An 18,706-nucleotide genomic window follows, 5' to 3' on the forward strand; every position below is an offset into this window, starting at 1 on the left:
TTTTAAACATAACAATTTGAAACATAGTAAAAGAAGATTTATTTGTTTAAAATAAAAAATTTCTTACTGACTTAATTTTATGTTGCTACAAGTAAATTATTCTATTAAAATGATGACTTTGGTGATATCAAAAAATCTAACGATTTTTGAGAAAATATCCGTCTACATTTCCCGAACATTCTGCAATTATTTTTTTTCTGTTTCATAAACGCGCGCCCTTACATAATCTGCCCATTGTTGTTGCGTTTTGCTATCGTCAAAGGTAGTATAAGGTATCGGTTTATGAAAGGTTACAGTGATAGATTTGCCCCGTTGGTTAAACATTTCATCTGCTAGATAAAACATTTCGACATTCGCACGAATACCGAGCATGTTTCTAATTTTGGAAAGGTTATAGAAAAAATTAGAATTTCTACCACCTATATGTACGGGTATTACATCTCTTTTATATTTAATTGCCTTCGATATAAAGCTTTTTCTCCATTCTAAATCTGCAATGATTCCACGGGAAAGTTTTCGAGATACGAGCCCAGCCGGGAAAACTAATGTCGCTTCTTCCGAGGCATATGCCTCATCAATAAGCTTCATAAACTTTCTTGGATTGCTGCCATGTTTGTTGACCGGGAGAAATAGGGGATGAAAATTTTCGATATTTAAGAGCACATCATTTACTAAAAATTTCATATCGCTTCTTACCATACCTACGGCTTTCAAAAAAGCGATCCCATCAAGGCCGCCCAAAGGGTGGTTTGCCGCTAATATACAACCACCAGTTGGTGGAACATATTCAATTCCCTTGACGATGACTTTGGTATCCAATTGATCAAGGCCTCCACGAACAAAATCTAGTCCATGTAAATGACCAATTGCATTCATTATCTCGTTAATGTCATCTTCATGAGCGATTCTTTTTATATAGCGCATCACAAAGCCCGGCATCCATTTGGCAAGTGTTTTGTTCTTACCACTGATGACCTTTTTTATATCTATATACTTTTCCTTTGAATCTAAATCCATCATATAATCTCTCATTTTACTGAAAGAGGAACGAATCTATAGATAAATTTTTAATTGAGGTATTTTCTAGCAAAAATAAATGCGTTTTAGTGGTAATTGATACATATTTTTTACTTTAGTACTGACATTTCTTGTCTGATGGGAGAATGTATTTGACCAAAATTATTGACTAAATTTATAAAATCTAATGCTTAAGCCAACTCGAATACTTTCCATTGACATAATGCGTGGATTAACGCTGTTTCTAATGCTTTTTGTGAATGACTTATATGAACTTGGAGTACCCAAATGGCTCGTACATACCAAAGCAGAAACAGACGGAATGGGTTTGGCCGACTGGGTATTCCCAGGATTTCTATTTATGGTAGGGATGTCTGTTCCATATGCCATCGCGTCTCGGAAGAAAAGCGGCCAACAGAAAATGCAGATTTTTGGACATATTATAACGCGCACGCTGAGCTTGCTGCTTATTGGCATTTTAATACTTAATATTGGTCGAATTAATGCTGATCTAAGTGGAATAGACCGAAATGTTTGGGCAATACTCTTATACGTTTCTATCTTTTTGATATGGAATATGTACCCAGATAAACCCTCATTAAAAACATTATTCTTAATTATTAGAGTTATAGGAATAGCAGGACTCCTTCTTTTAAGCTTCATATTCAGAAGTGGGGACCCCCAACATGTTTCTTGGATGGAGGTAGGTTGGTGGGGCATATTAGGTTTGATAGGCTGGGGGTATTTTGTTGCGGCGACGGCTTGTTTAATTTTAAATGCAAGAATAGGGTTAATTGCGATTCTTTGGGGAGTGTTTGTCATTTTAAATATCCTTGCACAAGTCGATTTGCTGGGATTGTTTGCTTTTTTAAGACCCGTATTCGGTGTGATACTCGATGGAAATATACCTTCCATTGTGCTGGCAGGATCACTAATAGGTTTAATGTTGAGTCAAAAAGATTCGAGCAGTCAAAAAATAATATTAGTGGTTACTAGTTTTGGAATAGCATGTTTACTAATGGGGTTGGTATTACATAAGTGGTTTATTATCTCTAAAATTCAAGGTACCCCCAGCTGGGCTATGATTTGTAATGGCGTGAGCATGCTTGTTTATGCTTTGCTTTATTTCATTGTGGATGTTAAAGGAAAAAGCAACTGGGCGTGGATGTTCCAAGCTGCCGGAAAAAACTCGCTCACTACATACTTAGCTCCCGATGTTATCTATTTTATTTGTTGGGGGTGGAGTATACCACTTTTCTTTTATAAACAAGAGGTAAGCATGGTTTTGGCTGTTTCGGGTTCGATAGGTTGGGCAGTGGCAATGATGCTGTTTTCTATAGGACTCTCAAAGATCCACATCCGATTAAGACTTTAAATAGAAGAAGCCAAACAATAGAAGGGTCAAGTTAAAATATGATTTCGCTTTTAAGAGCGGTATTAAAATAATACCTTTGCAGCCGTTAATACACACAAAAGTTGAAAAGATCGGTTTGTTTTTTTATACTTCTGACAATGACGATACAGTCCTTTAATAAGCTAGGTGTAATCCTTGCTTTTAAACTTAATCAGGATTACATCGCTACTGCTTTATGTGAAAATAAGGATAAACCGGAAATGCATTGTAACGGTCGATGCGTGCTTGCAAAAAAACTTAAACAGGCAGAACAGAACGAGGAGAAGCAACGACTTGAAATCCAGAAAAAGGCCAATGTGTTGTTTTTTTACAAAATGAATCGACTTGAGTTCAGTGAATCATTAATTGACACAACTCGTCCAAATTTTAACGCTTTTTACCTTAGCTTTAAAACCGCTGTTTTTATTAACGACATCTTTAAACCACCCCGGAATTTATTCGTTTAAATTTTCCCATCGTTTTAAATATATCAGCTGAATTGCGTGCCTTGCGTATGCTGTTCGATGGTAGATTTTGATGTGAAAAGTCCCAGTCAATCCGACTTGAACAGCGTCTAAAATCGTATTGCATAAAAATGAAATATCACCGCAGGCAAAAGTGAAGGCGGTGGGCGTTCATTAACAATCTTATTTTTTAAATGAAAATTAAAACCTTCAGTATATTACTGCTGCTGTTTATCAGCGCTAAATCTTTTGCCCAACCACCATTAGGAACATTAAAAGGCCGTATTGTCACCGCCAAAGATGAAGCGGTTTCAGGAGCCACCGTTCAATTGCAGGAGTCCGGAATGAGTGCCATAACCGACCTGGATGGGAATTTTGACTTTACTGCTATTTCGCCTGGTACCTATGTGTTAACAGTCTCCAGTCTCGGTTTTACTGCCATAAAACAAAACCTGATCATTACAGCCGGAAAAAATCCGTTCTTAAATCTTCAGCTATCGGAAAGTAAACAGGAATTGACAGAAGTTGTGATCAATACGACCGGAAAAAGTTATCAGGTGCAGCATTCTGAAAGCTCCACCAGAATGGATATTCCATTGCTGTCTACCCCACAATCGGTACAGGTGGTATCTTCAGAAGTGATACGAGACCGACAAGCTTTTACCCTAAATGAGATCGCAAGTTCTTTTACTGGTATGAAAGCTAACAATGGGAATGGCTCATTTAATATGCGTGGATTTACAGCCTATTCACCTAATGATGCCAGTTTTTTGTTGTATAATGGCATAAGGGGAAACCTCTTTTTATGGAGCCAGCAGCCTTTATTATATAACATAGAATCTGTCGAGCTTCTTCGTGGACCTTCTGGAGCCCTGTTTAGCGAGGGCGCCCCTGGTGGAGTGATCAACTTTATCACCAAAAAACCAATGGCGGAAAGCAAGTATAGTGTTGATTTGTCGTTGGGAAGCTGGAACTTTCGTCGGGTATCGGCAGATTTTACTGGTCCGCTGTCAAAAAATGGAAAGCTACTTTATCGTGCCATTATCGGATATGATAAATCAGAAAGCTTCCGTGATTACCAAGATAAAGAAAATATATTTCTGGCGCCATCGCTAACCTATCTTTTTTCAGATAAAACAAATCTTAATCTGGAAGTCAACTATGCGCATCAAAAGGCAGTTCATCAGTATGATAATGGAACGTTCATTCAGCCTAAACCTGATGGTACTTTTGATTTTAACTATTATCCCGATAACCTGACTGTTCAAAGTCCAACCGATTATGGGAAGACGGATAACGCATCTGCCACGCTTAGTTTTAACCATACTTTTAATGAAAAATTTAAACTAACTGTTGTTCAACGAGCTGTTAGAAACGTGCTGGATTATACCGATCATATCCCAGTAGGATCTATCCGGAACGATTCTATCAGTAGGGGATATCAGGATTGGGAAACGGATCGTTTTAGTTTGCAAACTACTGCTTATGCTACCTATAATATCAGAACCGGTCCATTAAGACATCAGCTTATTGTTGGTGCCGACTACAATCGCTATGGTTGGACAAAAAACGACTACCAGTATAAGGAGTCTACCAGAATTTCCATTTTTAACCCAGACTATAGCAACGATATCCCCTCAGCTTCGCTACCTGCGGAAGAGTCGGATGATAATAAGCGTATCACCAATCTTATTGGTGCCTACGTTCAGGATCAGGTTAGTTTAGGACAGCAGCTTAAGCTTTTACTCTCTTTAAGGTATGACAATTATAATGGTAAAGAAACCCCTCTTTCGGCGCGAGACAATAAGCAGGGAGATGAACTCCAGGCTTCCGGTTGGATACCAAGGATCGGAATGGTTTATCTGCCTCAGGAAAATGTATCTATCTATGGCACTTACCTTAAATCTTTCAATCCTCAAACGTCTAATAATGCGCTTTCAGGAGGCCCATTTCCTACCAGAACGGCTACACAATATGAACTGGGATCAAAAGCCCATCTTTTTAACCAACAACTGTCGACTACGCTTTCGCTATATCAGATCAATTATGCCAATATCCTTACTGCCGCACCAACGGAAGAAAACTCCCATAGACAGGCGGCTATTGATGGCACCCGTAGTAGGGGGATTGAATTTTCGGCAACAGGAACCATTCGAAACTTCAACATTATTGGAGGATATGCTTACAATGAGCACGTCGTATTGAGTACAAGTGCCTATGGTAAAAAAGGTGACCGCTTTGCAAATGCACCTAAGCATATTGCCAACCTTTGGCTGAAATATAACTTGAGAACTTCAGTGGCTAAAGGTTTGGGATTGGCGGCTGGTGTCCGTTATGTGAGTGATCAGGTCGGACTGATCAGCAATCAAAACTTTATATTTCCTGAATACACTGTTTTTGATGCAGCCATCAATTACCAGAGAGGGCGCTATAACCTTCAAATCAATGCCTATAACCTCACAAATAAGCATTACTTTACCGGCAGCAGGTCAGGTACGACTACTGGTGGACTGGGAGATCCTTTTAATATTAGAGTGGGAGTAAGCTATCAAATTCGATGAGTAAAAGAAACTATGCCACCAAACTGGCTTTCTCTTTGCACAGTTGGCTCGGTCTGATTAGCGGTATATTTCTGCTGTTGCTTGGATTGAGCGGCTCTGCACTTGTGTTTTTAAAGGAGATTGATCTGGCGCTTCATTCAGGCCTTCTTCACGTTAAACCAACGGGAAAGGTGATGTCGTTGGATACCATTTACCGAAAGATTGGTGAGGAACATCCTCGACTTGCGGGGATAGCGTGGCTAAATCCTGATGCGGCCACGAATGAAGCTTATGAATTTCGGCTCTATCAGAATGATGGAAAACTGAGTACATACGACTTGGGAATGATGAGTATTGACCCCTATTCTGGACGGATCTTAAGAGAAGGCAATCTGAAGGATCTAAATGCAGGTTTCCTGCATTGGCTGGTGCAATTTCATTGGAGTTTTCAACTGGGTATTCCCGGCTTGCTGCTGGCTACAATATTTGGAATCACCATGCTTTTGTCTTCAATTACAGGGATTATCATTTACAGGAAGTACGTATGGAAAGTCCTTCTCTTTAAAGTGAAAATCAAATGGAAAAACTGGCGCACGATATCATCTGGTATCCATCGATTTGTAGGGGTCTGGGCATTGATCTTTCAGGTAGTGATTTTCTTTACCGGATTCTGGATGAACAAATTCTCCCTTGATCCAGAATATTGGAAAAGACAAACGGTTTTATGCCCAATGAATACCTTATCGATGCAGTCTATGGACATGATGCTTCTAAAAACCCAAAAACAGATGCCTGATTTGATCATCAATAAAGTTTATTTACCTACCCAGCCTGGAAAAAATTTCCGGGCAAGCGGGAAGGTGAAAGGTCAAGCTGCGATCTTTGGCAATGTTAATGCCGTATCAGTAAATCCTACTACCGGTGAAATTGTCTCAACAGAACGTTTAGCTGAAAAAGATGTAGGTAAAAAACTGGAAGCAACATTTTTTTCTCTTCATGTAGGTGATTTCGGTGGCATTCCTGTTAAGGTGTTGTATGTGCTTGTTGGTTTATTACCCGGGCTGCTTTCTATTACAGGTGCTTTATTATGGTGGCGTAGGGTGAAGATTGGGAGCTAAAACTTTGGACGCAAATTTTTAGGGGTATAAAAAAAGGAAACATCATATAATGGATGTTTCCTTATGTACTGAAGGCGGGAATCGAACCCGCACTCGCTTTAGGGCGAACAGGATTTTAAGTCCTGCGTGTCTACCAGTTCCACCACTTCAGCATTGTTTTAGCTTTAGCCTTAAAGCTAAAATCCCTTCTTTATAGAAAGGATTCGGAGCGAAAGACGAGGTTCGAACTCGCGACCTCAACCTTGGCAAGGTTGCGCTCTACCAACTGAGCTACTTTCGCTTGTACTACTAGCTTTCATGTAATGATTACCAGTTTTCCGTTTTGGTGATGCAAATATAGGCAGTTTTACATTTCTACCAAATTATTTTTTAAAAAAATGTAAAGTAATTTATAAGTTATTGTTATTCAGTATGTCAAAAATTAGGTCACTTTCGTATCCTTTACCTGCCGCATATTGCGCTAACTTATTTTTCCGTTTGAAGGGGTCATTCTCTTTTAAAAGGATCGCTTTTTTTTCTAATAACATTTCAAGTTTGCTATAATAAGCATCACTATCTATGTTTTCGAGTGCTTCTTTTATCAGCCGTGGGCTAACCATTTTCTGTTTGAGCTGTTGTTTTATCTTTAATTTCCCCCAAGCTTTTATATTGAATTTTCCGGAAGTGAATGCATAAGCAAATCGTTCTTCGTTCAAGAAATTGTCGGTAATAAGATCGGCTATTATTTCTTCTACCTCATTGGTATAAAGGCCCCAGTTATATAGTTTATTCCTTACCTCTTGCTGCGCTCTTTCTTGATAGGCACAAAATTGCTGCGCCTTTAATTTTGCCTGATTGGGGGTTAATTTAAGCTGTTTTTCCCTTGACTCCTGATCCATTTATCTAAAATCGTAAAAAATTGTGGCATTGCTAAAAAAATCATCAATTTTGCTGAGCGGAACGTTTAGGATTAAGACTCCACATAATAATATAATATCCGATAAACAGAATAGATCTTTACCATGAATGATACCATATATACAGCACTTGATATAGCGAATATTGTAGGAGCTGAGTGGAGAAAGCTAGTAGAGCCAACTACGGAAATTGAGACACTGTGTTATGATAGCAGGAAATTAACAAACCACAGGCATGCGTTATTTTTTGCACTCAGTGGCCGTCGGGATGCTCATCAGTATTTACAGGAGGTATATAAAGCTGGGGTTAGGAACTTTGTATTAAAAAGGGAGGGCTTCAAAGAGGAGCTTTTGGCCGATTGCAATCTGATTGTTGTGGACGATACGTTGAAGGCTTTACAAGAGTTAGCAGCACATCATCGTAGGCAGTTTCATTATCCGGTTATTGCCATTACGGGGAGCAATGGGAAAACGATCGTTAAAGAGTGGTTGTATCAGTTATTATCACCAGATTATAATATTGTAAGAAGCCCAAAAAGTTTTAATTCTCAACTTGGAGTACCTCTTTCTCTTTGGCAAATGAATAGTCAGCATAATTTGGCTATTATAGAAGCAGGAATCAGCAAAGAAGGCGAAATGGCAACTATACAAGCTATGGTAAAGCCAAACATCGGTATTTTTACAAATCTTGGTGCTGCTCATGATGAGGGTTTTTCATCACCAGCATCAAAGGTATCGGAAAAAATGAGTCTTTTTCAAGAAGCAGAGGAAGTGATTTATTCATTAGACTATTTAGATAATGATTTCACTGTGCCAGGAAATAAACATTTTAGTTGGAGCCTAAAAGGGGGGAGTGGCGACCTTGCCATTATAGAATCGCATAAAGAGGGACATTTAGTTATCTTGAAAGCAATTTATAATAAGCAGGAATTGAGGCTCAGCATACCTTTTACTGATAAGGCTTCCATAGAAAATGCTGTTTGTTGCTGGGCGGTTATGTTAGCATTGGGGTATACAACCGCAACTATTGCAAGTAGAATGCCAAGATTACAAAGGGTTGGTATGCGTTTGGAACTGAAAAAAGGTATTAATAATTGTTCTATTATAGATGATTCTTATAGCAATGACATGTCTTCATTAACCATTGCATTGGATTTCTTAAGACAACAGAAGCAACATCCGTTTCGGACGGTTATTCTTTCGGATATTGCTATTAATGAACAAGATGCTAATAAAATATATAAGCAGCTTGCTAAACTAATGGAAGATAAACAGATTGATCGCTTACTAGGAGTGGGGTCACACCTTGCGGAATATGCGCATTTGTTTCAATTGGACGCTCAATTTTTTAAGTCTACAGAAGAATTAATTCAATCTTTAGGACAGCTAGCGCTTCAAAATAGTACGATCCTTATCAAAGGTGCACGGGTTTTTGGTTTTGAGCGTATTAGTAAGGTGCTTGCTTTGCAGACGCATGAAACGACATTGGAAATAAATTTGAATGCACTAGAGCATAATCTCAATAGTTATAAGAACCTCTTAACAAAGGGTGCTAAATTGATGGTAATGGTGAAGGCCTTTTCTTATGGCAGTGGGAGTTTTGAGATTGCTAATCTTTTACAATTCAATAAAGTTGATTACTTAACGGTTGCGTATGCCGATGAAGGCATTACGTTAAGGAATGCTGGTATTGAACTACCTATTGTAGTAATGAGCCCAGGAGCTGAAACCTTTGATCAAATGATACTTCACCGATTGGAACCGGAGATTTACAGTTTTAGTGAGTTGAGAGATTTTATAAAAATAGCAAGAGATAAAGGAGAAAAAAAATATCCGATACACATTAAGCTGGATACTGGTATGCACCGTTTAGGTTTTGAGAATGAAGATCAGCACGAGCTTATATCTGTGCTTGAAGAAACAGAAACAGTTATCGTAAAAAGTGTGTTTTCTCATCTTGCCGCAAGCGGTGATCAAAAGCACGATGCTTTTACCAAGCAGCAGATTGATAAGTTTATTGAGTTTACAACGACCTTTCAAAGAGGCCTTGGTTATGATTTTATAAGACATATAGCAAATACATCAGCTATTGTACGCTTCCCGGAGGCACAATTAGATATGGTGCGATTGGGAATAGGGCTGTATGGTATTGGAAGCGACACAAGCAATGGCCTTTTTTTGCATCCAGGCGCACAGCTAAAAACAAGTATTACACAAATTAAGCATATAAAGGCAGGTGAAACAATAGGCTACAATAGAAATGGGCACCTTGATGGTGAAGGGAAGATTGCTACGGTAAAAATAGGTTACGCAGACGGTTATAACCGTCGATTAGGAAATGGGGTTGGAAAGATGCTGATTAATGGGCAGGAAGTCCGTACTGTTGGCGATATTTGCATGGATATGTGCATGTTGGATATAACAGGCGTATCAGCTGAAGAAGGAGATGAGGTAATGGTTATCGGGGAGCACATATCAGTTGAGTGTATTGCTAAAAGTATAGGGACCATTCCTTATGAAGTATTAACTGGAATATCACAACGTGTTAAGCGCGTTTATTATTATGAATAACTTATGTTAGAAAAAATAATGTCAAATAAAACTTTTAAGTTATTATTAAACTACCTTATTAAAGGAGTTTTGTTTTTAGTCCCACTTGCTGGAGCCTTGTTACTTATTTTCTGGATTGTGGCAACAATAGATTCTGCCTTGAATTTAAGCTGGTTAATTAGAGATGACTTCGGGAAACCACTATATATACCGGGCTTGGGGATCATCATTATGATATTGATTCTAATTTTAGCAGGTGTGGTAGTCACAAATTTCATTACAGAACCCATTATCAACAGATTATCCAAACTGCTAAACAGAGTACCTTTGTTTAATACGCTGTATTCTTCAATTAAGGATTTTACTGAAGCTTTTGTAGGCGATGAAAAGAAATTTAATGAGCCCGTTTTAGTTGAAATAAATGAAACGGGATTGAGGAAAATCGGTTTCCTTACCCAGCATGATCTAAAGAAAATAGACCTTCCAAATGATGTGATTGTGTACTTTCCTTACTCTTACTCTTTTGCAGGTCAAGTTTGCGTGGTAAATGCCAAACGTGTTACCCCGCTAAAAATGAGTGCTACCGATGCTATGAAATTAGTGGTTTCGGGAGGAGTAAGCGGATTAGAAGGTAAAACTATTGACGGCTTGGAGCATCAAGACGAATTAATAGAATAACATTTATTCCTTTACACTTCTACAATGGACAACTAGTAGTTCATCTTGGAGACCAGTGCAAAAGAAGAGGTAGTTGGCACCGCCATCTTTTATTTTATGCTTTTTCTTCAGGTCGTCCGGCTTTAGCGGAAAGTTCCTTGTTGTAACATTTGCTTTTAAAGGTTCTTTTTTCTTTTTAAAATCGGCATAACGTTCGGTAAACACAACCTCAAAGCAACGGCCTATAAATGTGTTGTTTAACGTGTCAGCAGTATATAAATGTGTATGTTGATGGAGCTTGTAAAGGTTGAAGGCTATGGCCGTATATTTGAAACCTCCGGCCTTTAAAAGAGCTGAATCAGGTTCATACAGGTATTTTTTTGGATCACTGAAATTCGGTTTGCTTTCTTGCTCTTGTTGCGCTGTAAATACAAATTGCTTTTCTTCGTCTTTGTCAAATGCTGTGCAAAAGTAATTTACAGCCTTTGCATGGTTAGATTCAAGTAAGAAGAGTAATTCTTTGCATTCATTTTGAACGCTTATAATGTGCACTTCTTTGACATGTTGAAGCTCCTTTAACGCTGCTTTAATGTCCAATAAGGGAGCCGCTTTTATCAAGATTTTTTTCGCCTTGTTTAAAAACATAGGCAATTGGTCGACCACATCGGGTTCGCAATCTTGAAAGCGGAAAACCTTTTGTTGTTTTACCCTCCGAGAGGGGTCAATATAGATAGTATCTAAAATTGGGAGGTTCAAGGATGTTAAATAAGCTATGCCATCTTCAGCCTGAAAGAAAATATTATCGGCACCCAATTGATGGGCATTGTGTGCGGCGATTTGCGAAAGTTGTACATTATGTTCACAATGAATAACTTCTTTTGCTTTTGTTGAAAAATAATAACTATCTACGCCAAACCCTCCAGTAAGATCGATTAATATTTCACCTTTTCCAATAAGTCTGCACTTATACAAGCCTGTAAGAGAAGAGGAGCTTTGTTCGATGGATAGTAAACTAGGGAAATAAATACCTGGCGTATCAAACCAAAGAGGAAGTTTCTTGCGGCTTCGTCTAAGACCATCTAATTGAGCCGCAAGTTCTGTCGACGTTACGTCATTGAATGGGCTTTTGCGTAAAGCAATCGCAGCAGGTTGTTCTTCAAGATGCTCATGCAGAAACTTCTGTACTTCACGTTTTAATATTGCTTTATTCATTCGCCGGTTATTTACCCATTATGCAATCACGCTACTTATTCAATTAATCGATTACCTTCAACCGATCGGATCAACATTTGACAAGTATAGTTGTCCTGAAGTTGCATAATTACCTCTTTGTTAAGAAGCACACGTTCTATGGTTTGTTGATTATGGTATCTTATAGTAACCAGCTCCAAATCCCGCTGAAATTCTACATCATATTGTTTTTTTAATTCCTTTATTAGAGAGACGATGTTTTGCTCATCATAATCAACACTTACAGAAAAACTGACAGCGCTATTGTGCATCATATTGATCTTTAAACGATGTTTTGCAAAAACATTAAAAATATGACTGAAATTATCTTCAACGATAAAAGAAAAGTCTTTCGGTAAAATTGAAATAAGTACCTGATTTACCTTAAAGATAAAAGATGATACAGGGAGTGTATTATTCGTTGTTCGAATAATAGTGCCATTATTGTTAAGATCTACAAATGATCTGACAGCCAATGCAATTCCCTTATTTTGTAAGGGCTTTATTGTTTTCGGATGAATGACGGTGGCTCCGTAATACGTTAATTCGATAGCATCTAAATAAGATAATTCAGGAATCAATTCTGTGGCATCGAACCACTTAGGGTCGGCATTTAAAACACCCGGTACATCTTTCCAGATGGTAACAATTTCAGCATCCAAGCAAGAGGCAAAAATGGCGGCGCTGTAATCCGATCCTTCTCGACCCAAAGTGGTGGTGAAATTTTCAGAGGTACTGCCAATAAAACCTTGCGTTACCAGGATGTTTTTCTCTAATAATGTAGGAATGGATGAGCGAATACTGCGCTCTGTTTTATTCCAATCAACGTTTCCTTCTCTAAAATTGTTATCTGTATGAATATAATTACGAGCATCGACCCATAAACTATCAATATGAACTTTTTTAAGATAGGCTTCAATAATCCGTGATGAAATAAGCTCTCCTATAGAAACAATCTGGTCATAAAGATAATCGAAGGTATCTTGCGGTTCTTCTTCAATTATCCAGTCGATTTCGACAAAGAAGTTGGCTACATCATTAAAAATGGGGTTTGATTTGTCTTCAAATAGTTCTTCGAGAATCTGGTTGTGAAATTGCTTGGCTTTATCGAAATAGTCTTGAACAGTTGCACCATTGTAATATGCTTTGGTAAGCTCTTCCAACAAGTTGGTTGTTTTTCCCATTGCCGAAACGACAATAACAAGCTGTTGATCTTTATAATGTTCTACTATCCGCGCTACATTTCTAACCCCATCAGCGTCTTTTACAGAAGCTCCTCCGAATTTATATACCTGCATTTAATATGTGTATTTTATTTTAATTGCGATTGAATAAGTTTTCCTTGGTCTGTCATAAGTGAATCAATCAACTGATAAGGAATTAGTAATTCAGTTGAACCAGCCGCATAAGGCTTTATTTCATAGATATTGTATAAGAATAACAAACCTTTTGAAGTAAGTGTGAAATTTGTGTTAAGGTGAAAAAGATTGTCCTCAAAAAAATAAGAATCACTGAGCGATTGATTGCTAGTGAGACCTTCTTGTTTCCTGAAAATTTCTTCTCCTACTTTTGTAAGTTGCGCATATTTGGCTTGTGGGATAATGTCATTGAGACTTAATGTGTCATTTTTTGACAGGTTATAGTTAAGGTACAAAATTGAATAATTGCCGTGAGCACCTCCCGTATAGTTGTTTAAATCTATAGATAAAGCTAAATAATTTTTTGTGTTTTGAATAACTTTGGCATTTAGTTCACTATACCATGCGCGGGGATATTCATCCATTTTGATAAAGTCATCAAAGTTAGCAATAAAAGCTTTTCCTTCCTCTTCGATGGAATTATATTGGGTATCCGGATTGATGTTGGTAATAAACTGTTTTGAAACTAATTCATTAATTTCCTTTTTGTCAAAGGATGGGTAAATAGCTTTATAGTACGAAGTATCTTTTTTTCCATCATTGTCTACCACATTACTACTCGCAAGCATGTAAGTCTTATAGACATAGTTAAGTGTATCGACAGCAACAGCTTTTTTCTTATCTCCGCTTTGATTGCAAGCAGAGAGAATTGCTACAGAAAAGATAGTTATATAAAATGCTTTCATACTAATGAATTAAAAATCTTAAAAAAGTCAAGAGCTAGAACAGAATCTATGCCGCTCGGAATATGATTTTAAGTCTTATAACAATATCAATAACTAATTGTTTATGCTAACATTAACCCATTCCGGATCAAAACTGGCATTATATTTTTTATAAAAATTTATTGCCGGGCTGTTCCATTCTAATACTTGCCATACCATACCACTGTATTTTTTTTCTTTCATTTCGTTTACCACTTTGTCAAATAATAATTTTCCAATACCTCGTCCGCGCATCTCTTCTGTTACGATGAGATCCTCTAAATAGATGCGGCGACCTTTCCAGGTGGAATAGCGTACATAGTATAAAGCGATTCCTTGAATAACTCCTTCTACTTCAGCAACGTAAGCTTCCCAAACTGGATTCTTACCAAAGCCAGCGTCCTCCATCTCTTCCAGCGTTACGGTAACTTCTTCTGGCGCTTTTTCGTATAGTGCAAGCTCATGTATTAATTCTAAAATCCGCTGACAGTCCTCTTTCTTTGCTTTTCGTATCATAGTATAGTAAAATAGTTCAATAGTAAAATAGTTAAATGGTTTAGTAGTTAGGTAGTTACACACCGTTTTAACTACTCAACAACTTAACAATTCAACAACTTAACGTGATCCAAAAATTGTACTTCCCAATCTAATCATCGTGCTTCCTTGCTCAATAGCAATTTTATAGTCAGACGACATTCCCATTGATACTTCTTTAAAACTTGCGTCTTTCCTAAAAAAACTCAATTTAATGCCGTTAAAAAGCGTTTTTAATTCATAGAATTCTTCTTTGATCATCCTTTCATTATCCGTATTGGTGGCAATACCCATTAGTCCGACAATCCGGATATTTTTGAGAAGGCTGTACTCCTCTGATCGTAAAAGTTCAATAACTTCGTCGTAATCTAGACCAAACTTTGTGTCTTCATCAGCGATATGGACTTGTAGCAAACAATCAATTACTCGATTATTTTTTTGCGCCTGCTTGTCAATTTCCTGAAGAAGTTTAAGACTGTCTACTGAATGGATCAGCGATATAAAAGGGGTAATATATTTAACTTTATTACTTTGCAAATGACCAATCATGTGCCAACGTATGTCTTCTGGTAAAGCTGCTTGTTTCTCCATTAACTCTTGCACTTGATTTTCTCCAAAATCACGCTGGCCGGTAGCATAAGCTTCTTTTATTTCATCTATCGATTTAGTTTTCGAAACAGCTATTAACTGCACTTTTAAACTGTCTGTTTCTTTCTTAATCTTTACTAAATTTTCGGTAACGCTCATCTTCTTATGATCTAAAAAACTAAAACGCTTGCGGTATTTCACTAAGTTGATATTGAGTTGGTTATAACTTAAATCTACCTAGCACTTAAATACTTTAGGGCAAGCTCCATAATAAATTTGTAATTTTGTGCGAATTTAAAGAAATGAGTCGGTTATTAATAGGATTTCTCGTTTTGATTTTATTAGCTACTTGTAATACAGACAAGAAGCCTCCAGGTATTATAGACCGTAAGCGTATGGTGCCTTTATTGTCTGACTTTCATTTGGCAGAAGGGTATTTGTCTTCCCTTCCCCAAGATTCATCTCGTTTAATGGCTAATAATTATTATGCGTCAGTTTTTTCCAAGTATGGCACGGATTCTATCGGCTTTAATAAAAGTTTAGTTTATTATTCTAAAGATCCTACTGTTCTAAATCAGATTTATACAGAAGTGCAGCAAAGACTGCAACAAATGCAAAAAGAGGAACAGGCCCTTGTAGATGCTAAGATGCGGAAGATATATGTGGTAGATTCTATTAGAGGCGCTTTTGTTAGGGATAGTTTAAATACTATCAAAATGGATTCTATTAACTATAAGCTTACCGAAAATTTGATGTATTGGAAGCATAAAGATTCCGTCAAACTTAAACCTGCATCTTGGTCTTTAAAGGTACATGAAGCATTAGTAGGAAGGGTCTTTAAGGTAAATGGAAACATTGATCAATTAAAAAGATCACTCTTTCCAGCGGATTCTCTCAAAAACGTAAAAAAAGTAGATTCATTAAGAAAAAATGAAGTAAAGCTAAAAAAATGATTTATCCGGAAAATGCTGTTGATAAGTTGGGTTTTACCGAAATCAAAGCACTTATAAAAACATATTGTTTGAGCGAAATGGGATCACAGATGGTGGATAAAATTCAACCATTGCACCAATTTGATCAAATAAATAAATTTATGCGGCAGACGTATGAGTTTAAAGAAATATTAGTAAATGATTCTCCACTACCTATTGAGCACCTATACCCGATTCGCCGATTCGCCGAAAAAGCCCGCGTAGAAGGTGCATTTTTAACAGAAGAGGAATTTTTTCATGTCTCGCTGTCATTAAAGACGGTATTTGCCGTTATTCGCTATTTCAATGAACGAGATGGGCAGTATCCAAATTTGGAAGCATTGTTTGAACATTTGCCCATTGAAAAATCTATTATACGTGACATTGAGCAGGTGCTCGATATTAAAGGAAAAATAAAACCCAATGCTTCTGCTTTGCTGGCAGATATCACAGCAAATATTTCGAAAGCAGAACAAGAAGCACGTAAGCGCATTGATCAGGTTTTTAAAAATGCGCAAGGTAGTGGATGGACAGCCGACGGGAATCTTACTGTTCGTGATGGGCGTTTGTGTATCCCGCTATTGGCGGAAAATAAAAGAAAAGTTAAGGGGTTTATACACGATGAATCGGCAACAGGACAGACGGTGTTTCTGGAACCGGAGGAAGTTTTTCACCTTAACAATAAAGTACGCGACCTGGAGTTTGACAAAAGAAGGGAGATTATTAGAATTTTAGTTGAGCTTACCGACCGCTTAAGACCCAATATTCCTCTACTATTAGCCTATCATGGTTTACTGAGTAAATTGGATTTTGTTAGAGCAAAAGCGTTATTTGCGATTGAATTAGAAGCTGATATGCCTCAATTATCCAATGATCCTTCGCTAGAATTGATCAACGCTAAGCATCCATTACTGCTGCTTAACTTCAAAAAAGAGAAGCAAACAGTGGTTCCACTTAATGTTAAAATTGACGATCAGCAACGAGTAATTGTTGTCTCCGGCCCAAATGCAGGCGGGAAATCAGTGTGTATGAAAACGATCGGTTTATTACAGTTGATGGCACAATCTGGTTTACTCATCCCAGCGGACGAATCTTCAAAAGTAGGCGTTTTTAAACAATTTTTTGCAGATATCGGAGATGATCAATCAATAGAAAGCGATTTAAGTACCTATAGCGCTCATTTGTCGAAAATGAAGCATTTCACCGAAAACGCAAGTGGGAAAACACTTGTTTTAATAGACGAGTTTGGAACGGGTACAGATCCACAGTTTGGAGGACCAATTGCAGAAGCAGTACTTGAAGTGCTGAACAGAAAAAAAATAAGAGGAGTAATTACTACCCATTACTCAAATTTAAAAAGCTTTGCGAATGCTGCTGAAGGATTAGAGAATGCTTCTATGCTATTTGATAATACTGCCATGAAACCATTGTACATCTTGGAGACTGGCAAACCGGGTAGCTCCTACGCCTTTGAAATCGCTCAGAAAATCGGTTTACCACAAGAGGTATTAAACGCTGCTAAGCAAAAGATTGGTGCGCAACAAAAAAGGGTGGACACCTTGTTGGTCGATCTGGAACGTGAAAAGAAAAGTCTATCTGATACAAAACGTTTATTAGACAGGCGTACGCTTGACATTGATAAATTGCAGCATGATAATCAAGAGTTGCAGCGGTATCTAGAGGAAAACAAGAAAGGCATTTTAAAACAAGCTAAATTAGAGGCACAAGAGATAATAAAGAATGCCAATAAGCTAATAGAGAACACGATTGCAGAGATAAAACACACAAAGGCTGATAAGGATAGAACGAAGGACTTAAGAAAGAACCTTCAGCATGCACTAGAAAACAATACAGTTGTTGAACAAAGGGCTAAGGGAATTAAGCAAACTAACCAAGAAATCGCTATAGGCGATTGGGTTAAAATTATAGATTCTGGAAATGTTGCTCAAGTGATTGAAATAGCAAAAGACAATGTCATATTAGCTTTGGGAGATCTTCGTTCTGTTGTCAAACGTAAACGAGTAGAGAAGATGGCAAATAAGGAAGTGCCAAAAGAAATAAGAAAAGCGCACAGTGCTACACTCACGGAAGAATTGACAGGCTTTTATCCCGAAATAGATGTACGTGGAATGCGTACTGAAAATGCATTGCAGGCAATTGAAAAATACCTAGACAGGGCAGTTATGATGGGGTTTCCAAGTCTTAAGATTATACATGGTAAAGGAGATGGAATTCTTAGGAAGATGATACGTGACTACCTGCGAAAATATACACAAGTTAATAGAATGGAAGATGAGCATCCGGATCGGGGTGGAGATGGAATAACGAACGTCCATTTTAATTGATTGGAAGCTTAAATAATTTTAATAAGAATCTTCTAAGGTTAATCTATCTCACGGAGTTTCCATGGCTAAAATTACCTGTCCGGACATTTTCTACAACGCTTTCCCTTTTTGTATTTTTTGCAACATTTCTTAAAGTCACAGCAAAAAAGGTAAGGGTTCAGACCCTTGTTGTTTTCTGGGTCTAGCGGATTATCTTCCTTTACACACGATTCAAAAATACTTAATGTCTTCATCACCATTCTGTTCCGTGCAAAAATAGTGTTTATTTAAATTAATTCTAA

General features: G+C 37.6%; 15 protein-coding genes and 2 tRNA genes. 8 read left to right on the forward strand and 9 right to left on the reverse strand.

The features are described from left to right. Positions 1-186: 186 nt before the first annotated feature. Positions 187-1,020 (reverse strand): 1-acyl-sn-glycerol-3-phosphate acyltransferase, encoded by an 834-nt coding sequence (locus tag BMY50_RS22185; RefSeq protein ID WP_238383855.1) that lies wholly within the window; start codon positions 1,018-1,020, stop codon positions 187-189. A gap of 184 nt (positions 1,021-1,204) precedes the next feature. Between BMY50_RS22185 and BMY50_RS22190 the strand changes: the two genes are divergently transcribed. The 4 genes from BMY50_RS22190 to BMY50_RS22205 all read left to right on the forward strand — a co-directional run bounded on the left by BMY50_RS22190 (position 1,205) and on the right by BMY50_RS22205 (position 6,532). Beyond that, the gene (locus tag BMY50_RS22190; RefSeq protein WP_093329254.1) at positions 1,205-2,392 is read left to right on the forward strand and encodes a DUF5009 domain-containing protein; all 1,188 of its coding nucleotides are present in this window, start codon (positions 1,205-1,207) and stop codon (positions 2,390-2,392) included. A 137-nt stretch (positions 2,393-2,529) separates the two neighbouring features. Further along, the gene (locus BMY50_RS22195; RefSeq protein ID WP_093329257.1) at positions 2,530-2,877 is read left to right on the forward strand and encodes a hypothetical protein; all 348 of its coding nucleotides are present in this window, start codon (positions 2,530-2,532) and stop codon (positions 2,875-2,877) included. 191 nt (positions 2,878-3,068) lie between these two features. Further along, the gene (locus BMY50_RS22200; protein WP_093329260.1) at positions 3,069-5,435 is read left to right on the forward strand and encodes a TonB-dependent receptor; all 2,367 of its coding nucleotides are present in this window, start codon (positions 3,069-3,071) and stop codon (positions 5,433-5,435) included. After that, positions 5,432-6,532 carry a PepSY-associated TM helix domain-containing protein gene (locus tag BMY50_RS22205; RefSeq protein ID WP_093329263.1) on the forward strand — a complete coding sequence of 367 codons (1,101 nt, stop codon included), beginning with the start codon at positions 5,432-5,434 and terminating at the stop codon, positions 6,530-6,532. The genes BMY50_RS22200 and BMY50_RS22205 overlap by 4 nt, the downstream gene beginning before the upstream one ends. 66 nt (positions 6,533-6,598) lie before the next feature. On the opposite strand, the gene BMY50_RS22210 is transcribed toward BMY50_RS22205, so the two are convergent. From BMY50_RS22210 to BMY50_RS22220, 3 genes are all read right to left on the reverse strand, one after another. After that, positions 6,599-6,684 (reverse strand) — tRNA-Leu (locus tag BMY50_RS22210). A gap of 55 nt (positions 6,685-6,739) precedes the next feature. Then, positions 6,740-6,812 (reverse strand) — tRNA-Gly (locus BMY50_RS22215). Positions 6,813-6,921: 109 nt separating this feature from the next. Then, a complete protein-coding gene (locus BMY50_RS22220; protein WP_093329266.1) occupies positions 6,922-7,410 on the reverse strand; it encodes a regulatory protein RecX in 489 nt (162 codons plus the stop codon). 123 nt (positions 7,411-7,533) lie between these two features. On the opposite strand from BMY50_RS22220, the gene BMY50_RS22225 reads away from it, so the two are divergent. Next, on the forward strand, positions 7,534-9,999 hold the full coding sequence (locus BMY50_RS22225; RefSeq protein ID WP_093329268.1) for a bifunctional UDP-N-acetylmuramoyl-tripeptide:D-alanyl-D-alanine ligase/alanine racemase: 2,466 nt from the start codon (positions 7,534-7,536) through the stop codon (positions 9,997-9,999). A gap of 18 nt (positions 10,000-10,017) precedes the next feature. Then, positions 10,018-10,656, forward strand: a complete 639-nt coding sequence (locus tag BMY50_RS22230) for a DUF502 domain-containing protein (protein ID WP_093329395.1) — start codon at positions 10,018-10,020, stop codon at positions 10,654-10,656. 3 nt (positions 10,657-10,659) lie between these two features. Here BMY50_RS22230 and BMY50_RS22235 read toward each other — a convergent pair whose 3' ends face one another. From BMY50_RS22235 to BMY50_RS22255, 5 genes are all read right to left on the reverse strand, one after another. After that, positions 10,660-11,847, reverse strand: coding sequence for a THUMP-like domain-containing protein (locus BMY50_RS22235; protein WP_093329271.1), 1,188 nt, complete (start codon positions 11,845-11,847; stop codon positions 10,660-10,662). Positions 11,848-11,882: 35 nt separating this feature from the next. Further along, positions 11,883-13,163: an aspartate kinase gene (locus BMY50_RS22240; RefSeq protein ID WP_093329273.1), complete on the reverse strand. Its 1,281-nt coding sequence runs from the start codon at positions 13,161-13,163 to the stop codon at positions 11,883-11,885. Positions 13,164-13,177: 14 nt separating this feature from the next. Beyond that, on the reverse strand, positions 13,178-13,969 hold the full coding sequence (locus BMY50_RS22245) for a DUF3298 and DUF4163 domain-containing protein (RefSeq protein ID WP_093329276.1): 792 nt from the start codon (positions 13,967-13,969) through the stop codon (positions 13,178-13,180). A 93-nt stretch (positions 13,970-14,062) separates the two neighbouring features. Further along, positions 14,063-14,503, reverse strand: a complete 441-nt coding sequence (locus BMY50_RS22250) for a GNAT family N-acetyltransferase (protein ID WP_093329279.1) — start codon at positions 14,501-14,503, stop codon at positions 14,063-14,065. Positions 14,504-14,602: 99 nt separating this feature from the next. Continuing rightward, positions 14,603-15,268 carry a YggS family pyridoxal phosphate-dependent enzyme gene (locus tag BMY50_RS22255; protein WP_093329282.1) on the reverse strand — a complete coding sequence of 222 codons (666 nt, stop codon included), beginning with the start codon at positions 15,266-15,268 and terminating at the stop codon, positions 14,603-14,605. Positions 15,269-15,411: 143 nt separating this feature from the next. Here BMY50_RS22255 and BMY50_RS22260 point away from each other — a divergent pair, with 143 nt between their 5' ends. Further along, entirely contained in the window at positions 15,412-16,062 is a 651-nt protein-coding gene (locus tag BMY50_RS22260; protein ID WP_093329284.1) for a DUF4296 domain-containing protein, read from the forward strand. Then, positions 16,059-18,425, forward strand: a complete 2,367-nt coding sequence (locus tag BMY50_RS22265) for an endonuclease MutS2 (protein WP_093329286.1) — start codon at positions 16,059-16,061, stop codon at positions 18,423-18,425. The genes BMY50_RS22260 and BMY50_RS22265 overlap by 4 nt, the downstream gene beginning before the upstream one ends. Positions 18,426-18,706 lie beyond the last annotated feature (281 nt).

Origin of the sequence: Olivibacter domesticus, assembly GCF_900109575.1 — a bacterium.
GTDB classification, from domain to species: domain Bacteria; phylum Bacteroidota; class Bacteroidia; order Sphingobacteriales; family Sphingobacteriaceae; genus Olivibacter; species Olivibacter domesticus.

Coding starts and splice junctions, on each gene's coding strand:
- BMY50_RS22185 (WP_238383855.1), bottom strand. CDS start 1,020: ATGATGGATTTAGATTCAAAGGAAAAGTATATAGATATAAAAAAGGTC.
- BMY50_RS22190 (WP_093329254.1), top strand. CDS start 1,205: ATGCTTAAGCCAACTCGAATACTTTCCATTGACATAATGCGTGGATTA.
- BMY50_RS22195 (WP_093329257.1), top strand. CDS start 2,530: ATGACGATACAGTCCTTTAATAAGCTAGGTGTAATCCTTGCTTTTAAA.
- BMY50_RS22200 (WP_093329260.1), top strand. CDS start 3,069: ATGAAAATTAAAACCTTCAGTATATTACTGCTGCTGTTTATCAGCGCT.
- BMY50_RS22205 (WP_093329263.1), top strand. CDS start 5,432: ATGAGTAAAAGAAACTATGCCACCAAACTGGCTTTCTCTTTGCACAGT.
- BMY50_RS22220 (WP_093329266.1), bottom strand. CDS start 7,410: ATGGATCAGGAGTCAAGGGAAAAACAGCTTAAATTAACCCCCAATCAG.
- BMY50_RS22225 (WP_093329268.1), top strand. CDS start 7,534: ATGAATGATACCATATATACAGCACTTGATATAGCGAATATTGTAGGA.
- BMY50_RS22230 (WP_093329395.1), top strand. CDS start 10,018: ATGTCAAATAAAACTTTTAAGTTATTATTAAACTACCTTATTAAAGGA.
- BMY50_RS22235 (WP_093329271.1), bottom strand. CDS start 11,847: ATGAATAAAGCAATATTAAAACGTGAAGTACAGAAGTTTCTGCATGAG.
- BMY50_RS22240 (WP_093329273.1), bottom strand. CDS start 13,163: ATGCAGGTATATAAATTCGGAGGAGCTTCTGTAAAAGACGCTGATGGG.
- BMY50_RS22245 (WP_093329276.1), bottom strand. CDS start 13,969: ATGAAAGCATTTTATATAACTATCTTTTCTGTAGCAATTCTCTCTGCT.
- BMY50_RS22250 (WP_093329279.1), bottom strand. CDS start 14,503: ATGATACGAAAAGCAAAGAAAGAGGACTGTCAGCGGATTTTAGAATTA.
- BMY50_RS22255 (WP_093329282.1), bottom strand. CDS start 15,268: ATGAGCGTTACCGAAAATTTAGTAAAGATTAAGAAAGAAACAGACAGT.
- BMY50_RS22260 (WP_093329284.1), top strand. CDS start 15,412: ATGAGTCGGTTATTAATAGGATTTCTCGTTTTGATTTTATTAGCTACT.
- BMY50_RS22265 (WP_093329286.1), top strand. CDS start 16,059: ATGATTTATCCGGAAAATGCTGTTGATAAGTTGGGTTTTACCGAAATC.